The sequence below is a fragment of the Stutzerimonas kunmingensis genome (assembly GCF_014764705.1).
Classification (GTDB): domain Bacteria; phylum Pseudomonadota; class Gammaproteobacteria; order Pseudomonadales; family Pseudomonadaceae; genus Stutzerimonas.
Genome location: NZ_JACXXG010000031.1, coordinates 1 through 18,047 on the forward strand (window position 1 = coordinate 1; position 18,047 = coordinate 18,047).

11 protein-coding genes are annotated in these 18,047 nt (G+C 62.0%); 3 read left to right on the plus strand and 8 right to left on the minus strand.

The window, feature by feature from the left end:
- Positions 1-177: 177 nt before the first annotated feature.
- The 8 genes from rpsA to mtnA all read right to left on the minus strand — a co-directional run bounded on the left by rpsA (position 178) and on the right by mtnA (position 12,475).
- Complete coding sequence (rpsA, locus tag IEG05_RS18745) at positions 178-1,860, minus strand: 30S ribosomal protein S1 (protein WP_003302488.1); 1,683 nt, start codon at positions 1,858-1,860, stop codon at positions 178-180.
- 193 nt (positions 1,861-2,053) lie between these two features.
- Positions 2,054-2,743: a (d)CMP kinase gene (cmk, locus tag IEG05_RS18750; protein ID WP_046621889.1), complete on the minus strand. Its 690-nt coding sequence runs from the start codon at positions 2,741-2,743 to the stop codon at positions 2,054-2,056.
- Complete coding sequence (locus IEG05_RS18755) at positions 2,740-4,983, minus strand: bifunctional prephenate dehydrogenase/3-phosphoshikimate 1-carboxyvinyltransferase (RefSeq protein ID WP_191122514.1); 2,244 nt, start codon at positions 4,981-4,983, stop codon at positions 2,740-2,742. Before IEG05_RS18755 ends, cmk begins: the two co-directional genes overlap by 4 nt.
- Positions 4,980-6,089, minus strand: coding sequence for a histidinol-phosphate transaminase (hisC, locus tag IEG05_RS18760; RefSeq protein ID WP_191122515.1), 1,110 nt, complete (start codon positions 6,087-6,089; stop codon positions 4,980-4,982). Before hisC ends, IEG05_RS18755 begins: the two co-directional genes overlap by 4 nt.
- A gap of 79 nt (positions 6,090-6,168) precedes the next feature.
- Entirely contained in the window at positions 6,169-7,266 is a 1,098-nt protein-coding gene (pheA, locus tag IEG05_RS18765) for a prephenate dehydratase (RefSeq protein WP_191122516.1), read from the minus strand.
- Positions 7,266-8,351, minus strand: coding sequence for a 3-phosphoserine/phosphohydroxythreonine transaminase (gene serC / locus IEG05_RS18770; RefSeq protein ID WP_191122517.1), 1,086 nt, complete (start codon positions 8,349-8,351; stop codon positions 7,266-7,268). Before serC ends, pheA begins: the two co-directional genes overlap by 1 nt.
- Positions 8,352-8,453: 102 nt before the next feature.
- Positions 8,454-11,264, minus strand: coding sequence for a DNA gyrase subunit A (gene gyrA, locus IEG05_RS18775; RefSeq protein WP_191122518.1), 2,811 nt, complete (start codon positions 11,262-11,264; stop codon positions 8,454-8,456).
- A gap of 134 nt (positions 11,265-11,398) precedes the next feature.
- Entirely contained in the window at positions 11,399-12,475 is a 1,077-nt protein-coding gene (mtnA, locus tag IEG05_RS18780; RefSeq protein ID WP_191122533.1) for an S-methyl-5-thioribose-1-phosphate isomerase, read from the minus strand.
- A 363-nt stretch (positions 12,476-12,838) separates the two neighbouring features.
- Between mtnA and imuA the strand changes: the two genes are divergently transcribed.
- The 3 genes from imuA to IEG05_RS18795 are packed head-to-tail and all read left to right on the plus strand — an operon-like array spanning position 12,839 to position 17,954.
- On the plus strand, positions 12,839-13,462 hold the full coding sequence (imuA, locus tag IEG05_RS18785) for a translesion DNA synthesis-associated protein ImuA (protein ID WP_191122519.1): 624 nt from the start codon (positions 12,839-12,841) through the stop codon (positions 13,460-13,462).
- Between the two features lie 2 nt (positions 13,463-13,464).
- A complete protein-coding gene (locus IEG05_RS18790; protein WP_191122534.1) occupies positions 13,465-14,877 on the plus strand; it encodes a Y-family DNA polymerase in 1,413 nt (470 codons plus the stop codon).
- Complete coding sequence (locus IEG05_RS18795; protein WP_191122520.1) at positions 14,874-17,954, plus strand: error-prone DNA polymerase; 3,081 nt, start codon at positions 14,874-14,876, stop codon at positions 17,952-17,954. The genes IEG05_RS18790 and IEG05_RS18795 overlap by 4 nt, the downstream gene beginning before the upstream one ends.
- The last annotated feature ends 93 nt before the right edge of the window (positions 17,955-18,047 follow it).

Consider the following 18,047-nt stretch of genomic DNA (forward strand, 5'->3'; position numbering starts at 1 on the left):
ACCCTTGCCTTCAGCTAACACTTCCCCTTGCCGGGTGTGTAGAGGACTTTCACCTCCAAGTCGCCAGGCTCACCACCACAGTGAACCCGACAGCGCCAGTCACGGCGCTACGCGCCATGCCTGGCGCGCCACAAAAAAGGGCGACCGAAGTCGCCCTTTTTCATGAAGAACCCGAACTTAGTTCTGGTTTTCCATCTGAGCACGGATCAGATCACCAATGGTGGTCGGGCCAGTGCTTTCTACGTCCTGCTTGGTGCGCAGCTCTTTCATCGCATCCTTTTCGTCTTCGACGTCTTTGGACTTGATGGACAGGCTGATCACGCGGGACTTGCGGTCGATGCTGATGATCTTGGCTTCAACTTCGTCGCCTTCCTTCAGCACGTTGCGCGCATCTTCAACGCGGTCGCGGCTGATTTCGGAAGCTTTCAGAGTGGCTTCGATATCGTTGCCCAGATCGATGATGGCGCCTTTGGCGTCAACTTCTTTCACGGTACCGCGAACGATGCTGCCCTTGTCATTGACGGCGGCGTAGTTGGAGAACGGATCGTCTTCCAGCTGCTTGATGCCCAGGGAGATGCGCTCACGCTCCGGATCGACCGACAGGATGACGGTATCCAGCTCGTCGCCCTTCTTGAAGCGGCGAACGGCTTCTTCACCCGGCTCGTTCCAGGAGATGTCGGACAGGTGAACCAGGCCGTCGATGCCGCCGTCCAGACCAATGAAGATACCGAAATCGGTGATCGACTTGATGGTGCCGGAGATGCGGTCGCCCTTGTTGAACTGGCCAGAGAAGTCTTCCCATGGGTTGGACTTGCACTGCTTGATACCCAGGGAGATGCGACGACGCTCTTCGTCGATGTCCAGAACCATGACTTCCACTTCGTCGCCGACCTGTACGACCTTCGACGGGTGGATGTTCTTGTTGGTCCAATCCATTTCGGAAACGTGTACCAGACCTTCGACGCCTTCTTCCAGCTCGGCAAAGCAGCCGTAGTCGGTGAGGTTGGTGACGCGAGCCTGAACGCGGGTGCCTTCCGGGTAACGAGCCTTGATGGCAACCCATGGGTCTTCGCCCAGCTGCTTCAGGCCCAGCGATACACGGTTGCGCTCGCGGTCGAACTTCAGAACCTTGACATCGATCTCGTCGCCAACGTTGACGATCTCCGACGGATGCTTGATACGCTTCCAGGCCATGTCGGTGATGTGCAGCAGACCATCGACGCCGCCCAGGTCAACGAACGCACCGTAGTCGGTGAGGTTCTTGACGATACCTTTGACCTGCTGACCTTCCTGCAGGGACTCGAGCAGAGCTTCGCGCTCGGCGCTGTTCTCGGCTTCCAGTACGCTGCGGCGGGAAACGACAACGTTGTTGCGTTTCTGGTCAAGCTTGATGACCTTGAACTCGAGCTCTTTGCCTTCCAGGTGGGTGGTGTCGCGCACAGGGCGGACATCGACCAGCGAACCCGGCAGGAACGCACGAATGCCGTTGACGTCGACGGTGAAGCCACCTTTGACTTTGCCGTTGATGACGCCCTTGACCACTTCTTCTGCAGCGAAAGCCGCTTCCAGAACAATCCAGGATTCCGCGCGCTTGGCTTTTTCACGGGACAGCTTGGTTTCGCCAAAGCCATCTTCAACCGCGTCCAGAGCAACGTGGACCTCGTCACCCACCTTGATGGTCAGCTCGCCCTGCTCGTTGTAGAACTGCTCGACCGGGATGACGCCCTCGGACTTGAGGCCGGCATGCACGGTGACCCAGTCACCGTCGATGTCGACCACGATGCCGGTGATGATGGCACCCGGCTGCATGTCGAGGGATTTAAGGCTTTCTTCAAATAGTTCTGCGAAGCTTTCGCTCATGTTGATTCCTGCTGTTTTCAGGCGAGAATCCGCCCAATCTCCACATTCCAGACAATGTGGGTTCATTCATATAAAAAAAGGCCTGTGGGACTGGATCTGGTCTCCCACATGCCTCCTTGTTAACGGCCCCGAGATGCACAGCCTGCTGGCTGTGCCTACTCAAGATCCGTTTGGCCGCCTTTCGGCGTTCCGATCATCCAGCCAAATCGCGGTCGGCGACTTCGCTCAGAATCTTTTGCAACACCTCATCAATGGAGAGTGTAGTGGAATCCAGTTGAACGGCATCATCTGCCGGCTTCAGCGGGGCCACCGCACGTTGGGTATCGCGCTCATCGCGCTCCCGAATCTCCTCAAGAAGACTCGCGAGATTAACATCATCGCCTCGCGCCTTCAACTGCAAGTAACGTCTGCGAGCACGCTCTTCCGCACTCGCGGTGAGGAATATCTTCAACGGCGCGTCGGGAAATACCACAGTACCCATATCACGCCCGTCCGCGACCAGTCCCGGTGCCTCGCGGAAGGCCTTCTGTCGCTGTAGCAAGGCGGTGCGAACCACCGGTAACGCTGCGACCTGGGATGCGCCGGCGCCAACCTGCTCGTTACGGATCGACTCGGTGACCTCCTCCCCCTCCAGAATGATGATCATGCCGTGCCCATCGCGTGCGGCACCAAACTGGACATCGAGGTGCTCGGCGAGCACCTTCAGCGCTTCTTCGTTGGTCAGATCGACCCCGTGATTGCGCGCTGCGAATGCCAGCAGGCGATACAAGGCACCGGAGTCGAGGAAATTCCAGCCAAGCCTGCCCGCGAGCAAGGCTGCAACTGTGCCTTTCCCCGAGCCACTCGGCCCATCGATGGTGATGACCGGAACGGGCCTGATCATGAATCACCCTCCGAATGTACCTGCATGCCGGCGCGCTGCGCCAAGGAGAGGAAGTTGGGGAACGACGTCGCCACGTTGGCGCAATCATGGATTCGAATCGGGCCATTGGCTCGCAGCGCAGCCACACTGAAGGACATCGCGATGCGGTGATCGCCATGCGCCCAGACTTCACCGGAACCGATCGCACCACCTTCGATGACAATTCCGTCCGGGGTCGGTTCAGCCTTGACCCCCAGTGTCTGCAGCCCGTCCGCCATGACCTGGATGCGGTCAGACTCCTTGACCCGCAGCTCTTCGGCACCGCGCAACGTAGTACGACCTTCCGCGCAGGCCGCAGCCACGAAGAGCACCGGGAACTCGTCGATCGCCAGCGGAACCAGGTCCTCGGGAATGTCGATACCCTTGAGCTGCGCGCCACGCACGCGAATATCCGCCACCGGCTCGCCGCCCACCTCGCGCGGGTTCTCCAGAGAGATGTCGCCGCCCATCAACTTCAGAATGTCGATCACGCCGGTACGGGTCGGATTCACGCCGACATGCTCGAGCACGATCTCCGAACCCTGCGCAATGCTCGCCGCCACCATGAAGAATGCCGCTGAAGAAATATCGGCAGGCACTTCAATATGAGTACCACGCAGCTTGTGCCCTGGCTCGACAACCGCAGTACTGCCCTTGACGGTCACCGGATAGCCGAAACCGCGAAGCATCCGCTCGGTGTGATCACGCGTCGGAGCCGGTTCGGTTACCGAGGTCTGATCAGCTGCATACAGGCCGGCCAGTAACAGGCAGGACTTGACCTGCGCGCTGGCCATCGGCATTTCGTAATGCATGCCGGACAGACGCTGGCCGCCGCGAATGGTCAGCGGCGGACGCCCTTCCGGTGCCGTCTCGATAACGGCTCCCATCTCACGCAGCGGCTTGGCGACGCGGTTCATCGGCCGTTTGGAGAGGGACGCATCACCCGTCAACGTCGTATCGAACGGCTGCGCCGCGAGCAAACCGGACAGCAGCCGCATGGAGGTTCCTGAGTTGCCCAGGTAGATCGGCCCGGGCGGGGCCTTGAGGCCGTGCAGACCGACACCATGGACCGTCACGCGCCCCTGATGCGGACCCTCGATGACGACGCCCATGTCCCGGAACGCCTGAATGGTCGCCAGAGCATCTTCGCCTTCCAGGAAGCCTTCGACTTCCGTCACGCCCTCGGCAAGGGAGCCGAGCATGATCGAGCGATGAGAAATGGATTTGTCGCCTGGCACACGCAGATGGCCGGTCAGGCTGCCGCCAGGGTTGGCGAGGAAAACGAGGTCATTGGAATGCATAACGTCCACATAGGCTCGGCGAGCCAGTATTTTGCTGAAATGTTCCCGGGCAGCCTTGGCGCGAGTGAAAACGCCCAACAGCTTGTGCCCGTCTCCTTCATCGACCGCGGCGCGCAGCGCGTCGAGGTCGGCACGAAAATCGTCCAGGGTATGCAGCACTGCCTCGCGGTTCGCGAGAAAGATGTCGTGCCACATCACCGGATCGCTACCGGCGATACGGGTGAAATCGCGAAAACCACCTGCCGCGTAGCGGAATATCTCGAGATTCTCATGGCGCTTGGCGAGCGAATCAACCAGTCCGAAGGCCAGCAGATGCGGTAAATGACTAGTGGCAGCCAGCACCTCATCGTGATGCGTCACCTCCATATGCTCGACATCCGCACCCAGCGCCGACCAGAGCTTGCTCACCAGGGTGAGCGCTTGCGGATCGGTATTTTCCAGCGGCGTCAGGATCACCTTGTGCCGTCGAAACAGCGTGCTGTTCGCCGCCGTCACGCCACTGAGTTCGGAGCCGGCGATGGGGTGGCCAGGCACGAACCTTGGTGGCATGTTGCCGAACACTTTACGCGCACAGCGCACGACATTGCCCTTGGCGCTGCCGACGTCAGTGATCACTGCGTCGCCCAGTTCGAGCTTCGCCAGTTCACCAAGCAGCCGCTCCAGCGCAAGGATAGGCGTCGCAAGCTGAATTACGTCAGCCCCATGACAAGCCTCGGCGAGCGTGTCGGCGCAGCGATCCACCACGCCCAGTTCGACCGCCAGCTCACGCGAGCGTGCATCCAGATCGAAGCCGACCACCTCGCGACAAAGGCCAGCCTCACGCAAGCCCTTGGCGAACGAGCCGCCAATCAGGCCAAGTCCGATCACAACCAGGCGATTCACAATCGGCGAAGGCTGCTGCGCGTGACGAGCGTGATTCACTGAGCGAGTACCTGGCGCAGCACATCGAGAAAGCGTGCATTTTCCTGCTCGGTGCCAATTGAGATACGCAGGAATGTTGGCATACCGTATCCGGCCGCAGGACGCACAATCACCCCTTCGCGCAACAGCGCCTGATTGATCGGCGCAGCGTCACGGGCGAAGTCCACCGCGATGAAGTTGCCCCGCGAAGGGATCCACTCCAGTCCCAGCTGACGGAAACCCGTTTCCAGCTGAAGCATCCCGGCATCATTCGCCTTGCGGCTGGCAAGCAGGTAATCGACGTCATCCAGCGCTGCGCAAGCCGCCGTCAGTGCCAGACTGTTCACGTTGAATGGCTGCCTGACGCGATTCAGCACATCGGCGATCACCGGCGAACTGATCGCGTAGCCGACCCGCAGCGCAGCAAGCCCATAAGCCTTGGAGAAGGTGCGCGAAACCAGCAGGTTCGGATAGTCGGCCAGAAACGCCAGGCCATCCGGCAACTCCTGCCCTTCGGCATATTCGATGTAGGCCTCGTCCAGCACCACCAGAACACGCTCCGGTACGCGCGCGAGAAATCCACCCAGCGCAGCAGCATCGAACCAGGTTCCGGTGGGATTGTTGGGGTTGGCGACGAAAACCACGCGGGTATTCTCGTCGATGGCCGCCGCCATTGCGTCGAGGTCGTGCCCCCAGCTCCTGGCCGGCACGGCACGTCCCTCGGACCCGACCGCCTGCGTCGCGATCGGATAGACAGCGAAGGCATGCTCGCTGAACACGGCGTTGAGTCCCGGAGCCAGATAGGCGCGCGCAACCAGTTCAAGAATGTCGTTGGAACCATTGCCCAGGGTGACTTGATTGATTCCGACCGAATAGCGCTCGGCAAGTCGCTGCTTGAGCGCGAAGCCGTTGCCGTCCGGGTAGCGGGTCAACTCCGAAAGCTCAGCCCTGATCGCATCAAGCACTTTCGGGCTTGGCCCCAGCGGGTTCTCGTTACTGGCCAGCTTGACGATTCCTGCGGGGTCCAAACTCAGCTCGCGCGCCAGTTCTTCAACCGGCTTGCCCGGTACGTACGGCGACAGCTTCTGCACCCCTGGCTGCGCCAGGGCGAGGAAATCACAACTCATAACAAAACCTCAGGCTGCAGGCCTCAGGCGGCAGGTACAAGCCGGTCGCCTGCCCCACTGCCGCGACCTGAAGCCGCAATTAAAGAACCGCTTTGGGGTAGGAACCCAACACCTTAAGAGCCACAGCTTCCTGCCCGAGCTTCTCCAGAGCATCCTTGATCAGCGGATCCTGGTGGTGACCCAGGAAATCGATGAAGAACACGTAGGTCCACTTGCCGCTGCGCGACGGCCGCGTTTCGATTCGAGTAAGGTCGATGCCGTTGGCATGAAACGGCACCAGCAGCTCGTGCAAGGCGCCTGGCTTGTTGCGCATCGAGACGATTATTGAGGTCTTGTCATCGCCGGTCGGCGGCACCTCCTGGCTACCGATAATCAGGAATCGCGTGGAGTTGTCCGGGCGGTCCTCAATCTTCTCGGCCAGCTTGGTCAGACCGTAGAGCTGGGCAGCCATGTCGCCGGCGATGGCCGCCGAATTCCACTCGCTCTTGACCCGCTTGGCCGCATCCGCATTGCTGGAAACCGCTACGCGCTCGACATTCGGGTAGTGGGCATCAAGCCACTTGCGGCACTGCGCCAGCGATTGCGCGTGGGAGTAGATGCGCGTGATCCGATCAGTCTTGGTCGTCTCGCCCACCAACAAATGGTGGTGGATACGCAGCTCCACTTCGCCGCAGATCACGATGTCGTGCTCGAGGAAGCTGTCCAGCGTGTGATTGACTGCACCTTCGGTGGAGTTCTCCACCGGCACTACGCCGAAATTCACAGCCCCCGCCACAACCTCGCGGAACACCTCATCAATGGCTGCCATTGGCGTACTGATGACCGCATGGCCGAAATGCTTGAGCGCCGCAGCCTGGGAGAAGGTACCCTCTGGGCCGAGATAGGCAACCCGGAGCGGCTGTTCCAGGGCCAGGCAGGACGACATGATCTCGCGGAACAGACGCGCCATCTCCTCGTTATCGAGCGGCCCGCGGTTGAGCTCCATGATGTGCTTGAGCACCCAGGCTTCGCGCTCCGGACGGTAGAACACCGCGGACTCGCCCTCGGCCAGCGCCGCGGTCTTGACCCGGGCGACTTCCTGGGCACAGCGGGCGCGCTCGCTGATCAGAACGAGAATGCGCTCGTCGAGGCTGTCGATTCGAACCCGCAGGGCCTTCAACTGATCGGCGTCGCTCATCAGCCGTGCTCCTTCTCGAACTCGGCCATGTAGGCCACCAGCGCTTCGACCGCATCCAGGCCTACGGCGTTGTAGATAGAAGCGCGCATGCCACCCACGGAGCGATGCCCTTTGAGGTTCAACAGGCCACGCGCGTCGGCGCCGGCCAGGAACACCTTGTCCAGACGCTCATCGGCCAGACGGAACGGAACGTTCATCCACGAACGCGCATTGATGGCGATCGGGTTGGTGTAGAAATCGCTGGCATCGATGGCACCGTAGAGCATGTCCTTCTTGGCGCGGTTGCGCTGCTCCATCGCCTCGACGCCGCCCTGCTCCTTCAGCCACTCGAAGACCAGCCCCGAGAGATACCAGGAAAAGGTTGCCGGCGTGTTGTACATCGAGCCGTTATCCGCCGCGACCTTGTAGTCGAGCATGGTCGGGCAAGCGGAACGCGCATGGCCGAGCAAGTCTTCACGAACGATGACGACCACCAGCCCGGATGGCCCGATGTTCTTCTGTGCTCCGGCGTAGATCAGGCCGAACTGCGAGACGTCGATGGTCCGCGACAGAATGTCCGAGGACATGTCGACGACCAGCGGCGTATCGCCGAGATCCGGAATCCAATCGAACTGCAGGCCGCCAATGGTCTCATTGCTCGCGTAGTGCAGGTACGCCGCGTGCTCGCTCAACTGCCAGTCGTTCTGTCCTGGAATGGCGAAATAATCGAGGGGTTTGGCGCTGGCCGCCACGTTGACGTTACCGAAACGACGCGCCTCTTCGATCGCCTTGCGCGACCAGATGCCGGTATCGATGTAGTCGGCAACACCATCTTCCGGCAGCAGGTTCAGCGGAATCTCGGCAAACTGCTGGCTGGCGCCCCCCTGGAGGAACAGCACCTTGTAGTTCGACGGAATCGCCAGCAGGTCGCGCAGATCCTGTTCGGCCTTTTCGGCGATAGCGGTGTATTCGTCGCTACGGTGACTCATCTCCATGACCGACAGGCCCTTGCCATGCCAGTCGAGAAGCTCCGCCTGGGCACGCTGAAGGACGGCTTCGGGAAGCGCAGCCGGACCGGCACAGAAGTTAAAGGCGCGTTTGCTCACTGCTGTTCTCTCGCTCTTGCTCGATATTGAATCCCGCGGCGCGGCGACCGGTACCTCTACCGTCCGCCGCGCTACCACCTGATTGCGGATTGCTTTCGCCGATCAGTCTTCGTCGTCTGTCGGCACCACATCCGGAGATACGTCGCCAGCCCCGCCGAGCAGTTCATCCTCGCCCGGCTCGGTGCTGAGTACAGGCATTTCCTTCTCGAGGGCGTCGTCATCGAGCAACGCTTCGATGTCTTCCAGCACGTCTTCCTCGGATGGCTCCTGCACGCGCTCCAGACCAACCAGATGCTCGCCCTTGCTCAGCTTGATCAGGGTGACGCCCTGAGTATTGCGACCCAGCGATGACACCTCGTCGACGCGGGTCCGGACCAGCGTGCCCTGATCGGAGATCAGCATGATCTCCTCGCCCTCGAGCACCTGCACGGCACCGATCAATGGACCGTTACGCTCGTTGGTGACCATGGCGATGACGCCCTGACCACCGCGACCGCGGCGTGGAAACTCTTCCATCGCGGTGCGCTTGCCGTAGCCACGCAAAGATGCGGTAAGGATCTGAGCACCCGATTCCGGAATCAGCATGGAGATGATGCGCTGCCCTTCGGGCAGACGCATACCGCGTACACCGCGGGCATTGCGGCCCATGATGCGAACCTTGCTTTCCTTGAAACGGATGACCTTGCCGCCGTCGGAGAACATCATCACTTCCTGGGCACCATCGGTGACGGCCGCAGCGATGAGGGTGTCGCCTTCTTCCAGCTTGAGCGCGATCAGGCCGGACGTACGCGGACGGCTGAACTGCACCAGAGGTGTCTTCTTGACCGTGCCATTGGCGGTAGCCATGAAAATGTAGGAGCCGGTCGGCTCGTCTTTCTCGTCGCTGTCGGCGTCATCGCTTTCGACGTCGTCCGCATCATCATGCTCGATGACCAGGCCTTCTGCTTCGTCCAGGTCGTCCTCACCTTCGGCGGCCTGCTTGCGCAGCGCTTCCAGATCGACCTGAAGCATGGCGGTGATGCGCTCGCCCTCATCGAGCGGTAGCAGGTTGACCAGCGGGCGGCCACGCGAAGTGCGAGATGCTTCGGGAATCTCGTAGGTCTTCAGCCAGTACACTTTGCCCTTGCTGGAGAACAGCAGCAGCGTGGTGTGACTGTTGGCAACCAGCAGATGCTCGACGTAATCCTCTTCCTTCACACCAGTCGCAGCCTTGCCGCGACCACCACGGCGCTGCGCCTGGTAGGCGGCCAGCGGTTGCGACTTGGCATAACCACCATGAGAGATGGTGACGACGCGCTCTTCTTCAGTGATCAGGTCCGCCAGCGTCAGGTCCAGACGCGACTCGAGAATCTCGGTGCGCCGTGCATCGCCGAAATCGCGCTTCACGCCTTCCAGTTCTTCGCGGATGACTTCCATCAGGCGAACCGGATTGGTCAGGATGCGGATCAGCTCGCCGATCTGGGTGAGGATTTCCTGGTATTCGCTGAGCAGCTTCTCGTGCTCGAGGCCGGTCAGGCGGTGCAGACGCAGATCAAGAATCGCCTGCGCCTGTTCCGGCGACAGAAAGTACTTGCCGTCACGCAGGCCAAACTGCGGATCGAGGCCTTCCGGGCGACAGGCATCAGCCCCTGCGCGCTCGACCATGGCTTCAACGGCGCTCGATTCCCAGGCAGTGGAAATCAGCGCATCCTTGGCCTCGGCTGGAGTTGGCGAAGCCTTGATCACCGCAATGACCGGATCGATGTTGGACAGCGCGACCGCCTGCCCTTCAAGAATGTGCCCACGCTCGCGCGCCTTGCGCAGTTCGTAGACGGTACGGCGGGTAACGACTTCGCGGCGGTGGCGAACGAAGGCTTCCAGCAGCTCTTTCAGGTTCAGCGTACGTGGCTGGCCATCGATGAGCGCAACCACGTTGATACCGAAGACGCTCTGCAGCTGGGTCTGGGCGTATAGGTTGTTGAGGATCACCTCCGGCACTTCGCCGCGGCGCAGCTCGATGACCACGCGCATGCCGTCCTTGTCGGACTCGTCACGCAGCTCGGTGATGCCTTCGATCTTCTTCTCTTTCACCAGCTCGGCGATCTTCTCGATCAGCCGTGCCTTGTTCAGCTGGTAAGGCAGCTCGGTGATGACGATCTGCTGGCGGCCGCCGACCTTGTCGATATCTTCGATATCGGCGCGAGCACGGATATAAATGCGGCCACGGCCGGTGCGGTAGGCCTCGATGATGCCAGCACGGCCATTGATGATACCGGCAGTGGGGAAATCGGGGCCCGGGATGAACTGCATGAGTTCGTCGATAGTGATATCGGCGTTGTCGATCAGCGCCAGGCAACCATCAATCACTTCGCCCAGGTTATGCGGCGGGATGTTGGTCGCCATGCCTACCGCAATACCGCTGGAGCCGTTCACCAGCAGATTGGGAACCTTGGTCGGCATGACCGCCGGGATCTGCTCGGTGCCATCGTAGTTGGGCACCCAGTCGACGGTTTCCTTTTCCAGGTCGGCCAGCAGCTCATGGGCCAGCTTGGCCATGCGCACTTCGGTGTAACGCATCGCTGCAGCGCTATCGCCGTCGACCGAACCGAAGTTGCCCTGACCGTCGACCAGCATGTAGCGCAGCGAGAACGGCTGAGCCATACGCACGATGGTGTCGTATACCGCCGAATCGCCGTGCGGGTGGTATTTACCGATCACGTCACCGACCACACGGGCGGATTTCTTGTACGGCTTGTTCCAGTCGTTGCCGAGTTCGCTCATGGCGAACAGTACGCGGCGGTGTACCGGTTTCAGGCCATCGCGCGCGTCCGGCAGCGCACGGCCAATGATCACGCTCATGGCGTAATCAAGGTAGGACTGCTTGAGCTCGTCTTCGATATTGACCGGGAGGATTTCTTTGGCCAGTTCGCCCATGGAAGCCTGGTTCCTTATAGTCAGCAGGGTCCTGTAATAAGCGCGGGATGGTAACACAGACGACTGCTATAAACTGAGCCTTGCACGGAGCAAAACCGGCTTGCACGCCACGCCCGAGCGCGACCGGCCATTACTCAGTGCAGCCGTTTGCGGCTCATCAGCTCAGCCAACTTCGCGGCGTTCGGGCGCTCAACCACACCTTTCTCGGTGACGATGGCGTCGATGAGATCGGCCGGCGTCACGTCGAACACCGGGTTGAATGCCTCGACATCAGCCGCGAAGCGCTGACCGTTGACCTCAAGCAGCTCGCTGCCGGCGCGCTCCTCGATCTGGATCTCCTCGCCGCTCTCCAACGCCATGTCGATGGTCGAACTCGCCGCCACCACCATGAAACGCACGCCGTGGTGCATCGCCAGGACCGCAAGCTGGTAGGTGCCAATCTTGTTCGCCACATCGCCATTGGCGGTGATGCGATCCGCACCGACGATCACCCAAGAGATGCCTCTGGATTTCATCAGATGAGCAGCCGCCGAGTCCGCATTCACCATAGCCGGAACGCCATCACCGAGCAGTTCCCAGGCCGTCAGCCGGGAGCCCTGCAACCACGGCCGGGTCTCATCGACATACACCCGCTCTACCAGCCCCTCAAGATGCGCCGCCCGGATGACTCCGAGCGCCGTACCGAAACCGCCGGTCGCCAGGCCGCCGGTATTGCAATGGGTGAGCAGGTTCTGCGGATTACCCTGATGGCGGCGGATGAGGTCGACGCCAAACTGCGCCATCGCCAGATTTGCCTCGCGATCGCTGTCATGGATGGAAATGGCCTGGGCTTCCAGCGCTGCATACGGGTCTTCACCCGGCTTGAGGCGATCCAGTCGTTCGCGCATCTGGTTCAGCGCCCAGAACAGATTGACCGCAGTGGGACGGGAATCGGCCAGCACCTTGAAGTCCTCCTCCAAGGCCTGTCGCCAATCACCGCCGCCGGCGATACGGGCACGCGCCGCAAGGACCAGGCCATAGGCTGCGCTGATGCCGATTGCCGGCGCGCCGCGCACGACCATATCCCGGATCGCCGCAGCGACCGACGCTGCGGAATCATGGCTGCACCAAATCTCTTCGACGGGAAGCTTGCGCTGATCGAGCAGGTTCAGGCGCCCGTCCAGCCATTCGATCGACTTAACCTTTTCCGCAGCCAACAAACGCTCGCGCATGGCATTTCCCTCGTTCAGCTTCGTCGATACAGGGCCATCATGCGCCCCGAACAGCAAAGAAAAAGCCCGGATCGCGGGCGAACCGGGCTTTCCAATCTCGATATGGCCGGGAAGCAGCAAACATGAGCACTGCGGCCTCTTATCCCGGGCGCGAATGCTAATCGACGGGTTTTCCGAGCACAAGCAGTGATCAGGGCTTGGCGACGCCTAATGGCCGAGCAGCTTTCAGGCTGGCCCCGCCTTCCATGGAGAGAGCATGCGCTCGAACAGATGAAGTGTCGCGCTCACTCATCGCGTCGTGCTTGACCAACTCGCGGCAGGCCAAATACTGTATCTATATACAGTTATTTTGGATGCCTCTTCATGACCGCAGTGGTCGCCCTCGATAGCCTGCTGGATACACGTCGCGTCTGGCGTGGTCAGGCCATAACGTCTCGCACGGCCGTCCAGCCGACCGGAAATGCCACACTGGATGAGTTCCTGCCCGGCGGCGGCTGGCCGGAGTCGGCCATCAGCGAGCTCCTCGTCGCGGCCACGGGCATTGGCGAGCTGAATCTGCTGTGGCCGACCCTTGCACGACTGACCACCGCCGGCGAGCGGGTGGTGCTGATAACGCCCCCTCATCGACCTTACCCCCAGGCCTGGCTGGCCGCGGGTGTAGACCTGCAGTGGCTGACCATCATCCAGGCAAAGGGCCGCGATGCGCTGTGGGCTGCAGAACAATGCCTACGTTCCGGCAGTTGTACCGCCGTGCTGTGCTGGCCGCAACAAGCTGATGACCGTGCCTTAAGGCGCTTGCAGATTGCTGCTGAATCCGGCCAAACCCTGGGCTTCGTCTATCGGTCACTGCGTGAAGCAAATAACCCATCACCGGCGGCACTACGCTTGACCATCGAGGCCCAGCCGGCGCAGCTACGTGTCATCAAGTGCCGCGGCGGCCTGGCTCCAGGACAGGCGCTCCCGGCCAGCGCCTGGCAACAGGCGTGACGATGCTCTGGGCCTGCATTCTGCTGCCGCAACTGGCCATGGACGGCATCCTGCGCCACCGCGACGATGCCGCCGCGCCGCTGGCCCTGCTCACCGGCCCGCCACAGCGCCGCGTGCTGCAGGTCGTCAACGCAGCCGCCCGCAAGCTCGGCCTCAAGCCAGGGCAAACGCTGATCGCAGCCCAGGCATTGACCCACGACTTCGCCACCGCCGATTACAACCCGCTGATGATCGAACGCTGGCAGCGGTTTCTGGCGGCCTGGGGTTACGGCTACAGCGCACAGGTCAGCCTGCACTACCCGCGCTGCCTGCTGTTGGAGGTGCATTCCAGCCTCGGCCTGTTCGGCCCATGGCCACGATTCGAGACGCGTCTACGCAAGGAGCTCACGGCTCTGGGCTTCCGCCACCGCATCACCCTGGCGCCCAACCCGGCGGCCGCGCGCATCCTCGCCAATGCCCATGACGGGCTGGCCGTGACCGATACAGCCACGCTGCATCAGGCGCTCGGGGTACTGCCGATCGAGCGCCTCGGCCTGCCCCGAGAAGTCAGCACATCGCTGGTACGCATGGGCCTGCGCTATCTTCATCAACTGCTCGCCCTGCCGCGCGACAGCCTGGCCAGACGCTTTCCGGAAGAAGTGCTGACCCAGCTCGACACCCTGCTCGGGCATCGGCCGCTGCCTCTGGAGTTCTACCGCCCGCCGGATGTCTTCGACACCCGCATCGAACTGAATTTCGAAGTCGAATCTCACCAGGCTCTGCTGTTTCCATTGCGCAGACTGACCGCCGACCTGGCCGCCTTTCTCGCCGGGCGGGACAGCGGCGTCCAGCGTTTCAGCCTGTACCTGGAACATCGCACCCTGCCCGACAGCGAGGTAGCGGTCGGCATGCTCAGTACCGAACGCGAGCCCGCCATGCTGTTCGAACTGACCCGCGGCCGCCTCGAGCACCTGCAACTGCCGGCCCCCGTCCTGGCCGTGCGTCTGCTGGCTCGTGATCTGCCAGCCTTCACGCCGGCCCATCAGGCCTTGTTCGACGAGCGCCCGCAGCAGAATGTGCCTTGGGAGCAACTGCGCGAACGCCTCCGCGCCCGACTGGGCGACGATGCCGTGGTATCGCTGAGCGCACGAGCGGACCACCGTCCCGAATATGCCTGGCGGGAAAGCAGCCTCGCCCGCACCGAACCATTGCCTCACGTGGGGTTGCGCCCCGGCTGGCTGCTGAGTAATCCGCAACCCTTGCGCGAAGAGGGTCTGCTCACCCTGACCGGCCCCGAGCGCATTGAGTCAGGCTGGTGGGATGGTGCCGACGCGCGACGCGACTACTACCGGGTGCAAACCGCTACCGGCCAACAGGGTTGGGCGTTTCGCGACCTCGCCGGAGGCCCCCTGCTGCTGCACGGCTGGTTCGCATGAACGCCGAATATGCCGAGCTGCATTGCCTGTCCAACTTCAGCTTCCAGCGGGGTGCATCCAGCGCGAGCGAACTCTTCGAACGCGCCAAACGCCAGGGCTATGACGCTCTGGCGATCACCGATGAATGCAGCCTGGCCGGTATCGTGCGCGCCTGGCAGGCCTCGAAGGACACCGGCCTGCCGCTGATCATCGGCAGCGAGGTGCAGATCGAGGGCGGGCCCAAGCTGGTCTTGCTGGTGGAAAACCTGACCGGCTACCAGGCACTCTGCCAATTGATAACCCGTGCCCGCCGACGAGCCGAGAAAGGCCGTTACCAGGCGCTGCGCGAAGACCTGAGCGAGTGGCCACTAGAGGGTCTGCTGGCAATCTGGCTGCCCGCCCACACCGGCGCCGATGCCGAAGGCCAGTGGCTGCGCGAGCGTTTTCCCGAGCGGCTGTGGCTCGGCATCGAACTGCATCGGGGGCCGGACGACGCGCTGCAGCTGCGGCAAAGCCTGGCGCAGGCCTCACGCCTGGGCATACCCGCGGTGGCCTGCAGCGATGTGCACATGCATGCCCGCGGTCGTCGGGCATTGCAGGACTGCATGACCGCCATCCGCCACCATCTGCCAGTGGCCGAAGCAGGATGTCACCTATTTGCCAATGGCGAACGCCACCTCAGATCGATCGTCGAACTGGCCCAGCTCTATCCAGCCGAGCTGCTCGCTGAAACCCTTCGCATCAGTCAGCGCTGCCATTTCCAGCTCGACCAGTTGAAGTATCAATATCCCCACGAGCTGGTCCCGCCCGGACATGACACCACCTCATGGTTGCGCAAGCTGGTCGAGGATGGCGCAAGCTGGCGCTGGCCGGACGGCATCACGAAAAAGGCCCGCGCGCAGCTCGAACATGAGCTCGAGCTGATCGCCGACCTGCATTACGAAAGCTATTTCCTGACCGTGCACGACATAGTCCGCTTCGCCCGCGAACGGGGCATTCTCTGTCAGGGTCGAGGCTCAGCGGCTAACTCAAGCGTCTGTTTCGTGCTGGGTATCACCGAGCTCGACCCGGTGCGCAGCAAACTGTTGTTCGAGCGCTTCCTATCCCGCGAACGCAACGAGCCACCCGATATCGACGTGGACTTCGAGCACGACCGGCGTGAGGAAGTCATCCAGTACGTCTTTCAGCGCTATGGGCGCAATCGCGCCGCCCTCACCGCCGTCGCCAGCAGCTACCGCGCAACCGGCGCCCTGCGGGATGTCGCCAAGGCGCTGGGGCTGCCGCCGGACCAGATCAACGCCCTGGCCAGCTGCTGCGGGCGCTGGAGTGAACACATACCCGACGATTCTCGGCTGTGCGAGGCCGGCTTCGACCCGGACAATCCGGTTCTGCGCCGGGTTCTGGTGCTGACCGATGCGCTTATCGGATTTCCTCGCCACCTTTCCCAGCACCCTGGCGGCTTCGTGATCTCCGAGCAGCCACTCGATACCCTGGTGCCGATCGAGAATGCCAGCATGGCCGACCGCACGGTGATTCAATGGGACAAGGACGATCTCGACGCAGTCGGTTTGCTCAAGGTCGACGTGCTGGCCCTGGGCATGCTCAGCGCGATACGACGTTGTTTCGACCTGATCGAGCATTATCGCGGTACGCGCTGGACCATCGCCACGCTGCCCGCGGAGGACAAACCCACCTACGACATGATCAGCCAGGCCGATACCATCGGCGTCTTCCAGATCGAGTCGCGGGCGCAGATGGCCATGCTGCCGCGCCTGTGCCCGAAGACCTTCTACGACCTGGTCATCCAGGTCGCCATCGTTCGCCCCGGACCGATCCAGGGCGACATGGTGCATCCCTATCTGCGTCGACGTAACCACGAAGAAAAGGTGGATTACCCGTCCGAAGAACTGAAACCGGTGTTCGAGCGCACCCTTGGCGTGCCTCTTTTTCAGGAACAGGTGATGGAACTGGCGATCGTGGCGGCCGAGTACACACCAGACGAGGCCGACAAGCTGCGCCGTGCCATGGCCGCCTGGAAACGCCACGGCAACCTTGAGCCCCACCGCGTGCGGCTGACCGAGCGAATGCTTGCCAAAGGCTACCAGCCCGAATTCATCGCGCGGATCTTCGAACAGATCAAAGGGTTCGGCAGCTACGGCTTTCCCGAATCGCACGCTGCGAGTTTTGCGCTGCTCACCTATGCCAGCTGCTGGCTGAAGCGCCACGAACCGGCTGCGTTTGCCTGCGCCCTGATCAACAGCTGGCCAATGGGCTTCTACAATCCGGATCAGATACTGCAGGATGCTCGCCGCCACGGGCTGGAAATACGCCCGGTGGACGTTCGGCACAGCGGCTGGGATTGCAGTCTCGAACCAAGCCGCCAGGCACAACCGGCCATCCGCCTGGGGCTACGTATGGTGCGCGGCTTTCGGGAAGCCGATGCCCAGCGCATCGAAGCCTCACGCCAATGCCAGCCATTCACGGACATCCATGACCTATGCCGTCGTGCCGAGCTCGAACCGCGCGCACGCGAGCAGCTCGCCGATGCCGGGGCCCTGCGCGGTCTGGCCGGTCATCGGCATCGTGCGCGCTGGGCCGTTGCAGGGATCGAACCACAGTTACCCCTGTTTGACGGCCTGCCCGCTATGGAGGAAACGCCCATCTACCTGCCGCTGCCTTCGGTGAGTGAAGACCTTTTCAACGATTACGCGACCCTCGGCACTACGCTGGGGCCGCATCCGCTGAGCCTGCTGCGAAATGAGCTCAAGGCCAGGCGCTGCCAGAACTCACGGGAACTGGCCACGATCGAACATGGGCGCCTAGTCAGCGTCGCCGGCCTGGTTATCGGCCGACAGCGCCCGCAGACCGCCAGCGGTGTCATCTTCGTCACTCTGGAAGACGAGTTCGGCATGGTCAACGTAGTGGTATGGCGCGATTTGGCCGAGCGCCAAAGGCGGCCGTTGATCCAGTCCCAATTGCTTCGCATCGACGGCCACCTAGAATCCGCCAGCGGCGTTCGCCACGTCATCGCCGGCCGCCTGAGCGACCTCACGCCCCTGCTCACCGGGCTCGATGTGCGTAGCCGGGACTTTCAGTAAATTAGAGCTTTCGTCCATTAGTGAGTGCCAGCGAGAAAAGCATGGCGAAAACCAGGCACGCCACCCGATGCATCGAATGAACGATTTGGTCCT

What these genes read in the sequence shown, in the direction of transcription:
- mtnA (WP_191122533.1), bottom strand. Translation starts at nt 12,475, where the DNA reads ATGCGCGAGCGTTTGTTGGCTGCGGAAAAGGTTAAGTCGATCGAATGG.
- rpsA (WP_003302488.1), bottom strand. Translation starts at nt 1,860, where the DNA reads ATGAGCGAAAGCTTCGCAGAACTATTTGAAGAAAGCCTTAAATCCCTC.
- cmk (WP_046621889.1), bottom strand. Translation starts at nt 2,743, where the DNA reads ATGATCAGGCCCGTTCCGGTCATCACCATCGATGGGCCGAGTGGCTCG.
- IEG05_RS18790 (WP_191122534.1), top strand. Translation starts at nt 13,465, where the DNA reads ATGCTCTGGGCCTGCATTCTGCTGCCGCAACTGGCCATGGACGGCATC.
- imuA (WP_191122519.1), top strand. Translation starts at nt 12,839, where the DNA reads ATGACCGCAGTGGTCGCCCTCGATAGCCTGCTGGATACACGTCGCGTC.
- IEG05_RS18795 (WP_191122520.1), top strand. Translation starts at nt 14,874, where the DNA reads ATGAACGCCGAATATGCCGAGCTGCATTGCCTGTCCAACTTCAGCTTC.
- gyrA (WP_191122518.1), bottom strand. Translation starts at nt 11,264, where the DNA reads ATGGGCGAACTGGCCAAAGAAATCCTCCCGGTCAATATCGAAGACGAG.
- hisC (WP_191122515.1), bottom strand. Translation starts at nt 6,089, where the DNA reads ATGAGTTGTGATTTCCTCGCCCTGGCGCAGCCAGGGGTGCAGAAGCTG.
- pheA (WP_191122516.1), bottom strand. Translation starts at nt 7,266, where the DNA reads ATGAGCGACGCCGATCAGTTGAAGGCCCTGCGGGTTCGAATCGACAGC.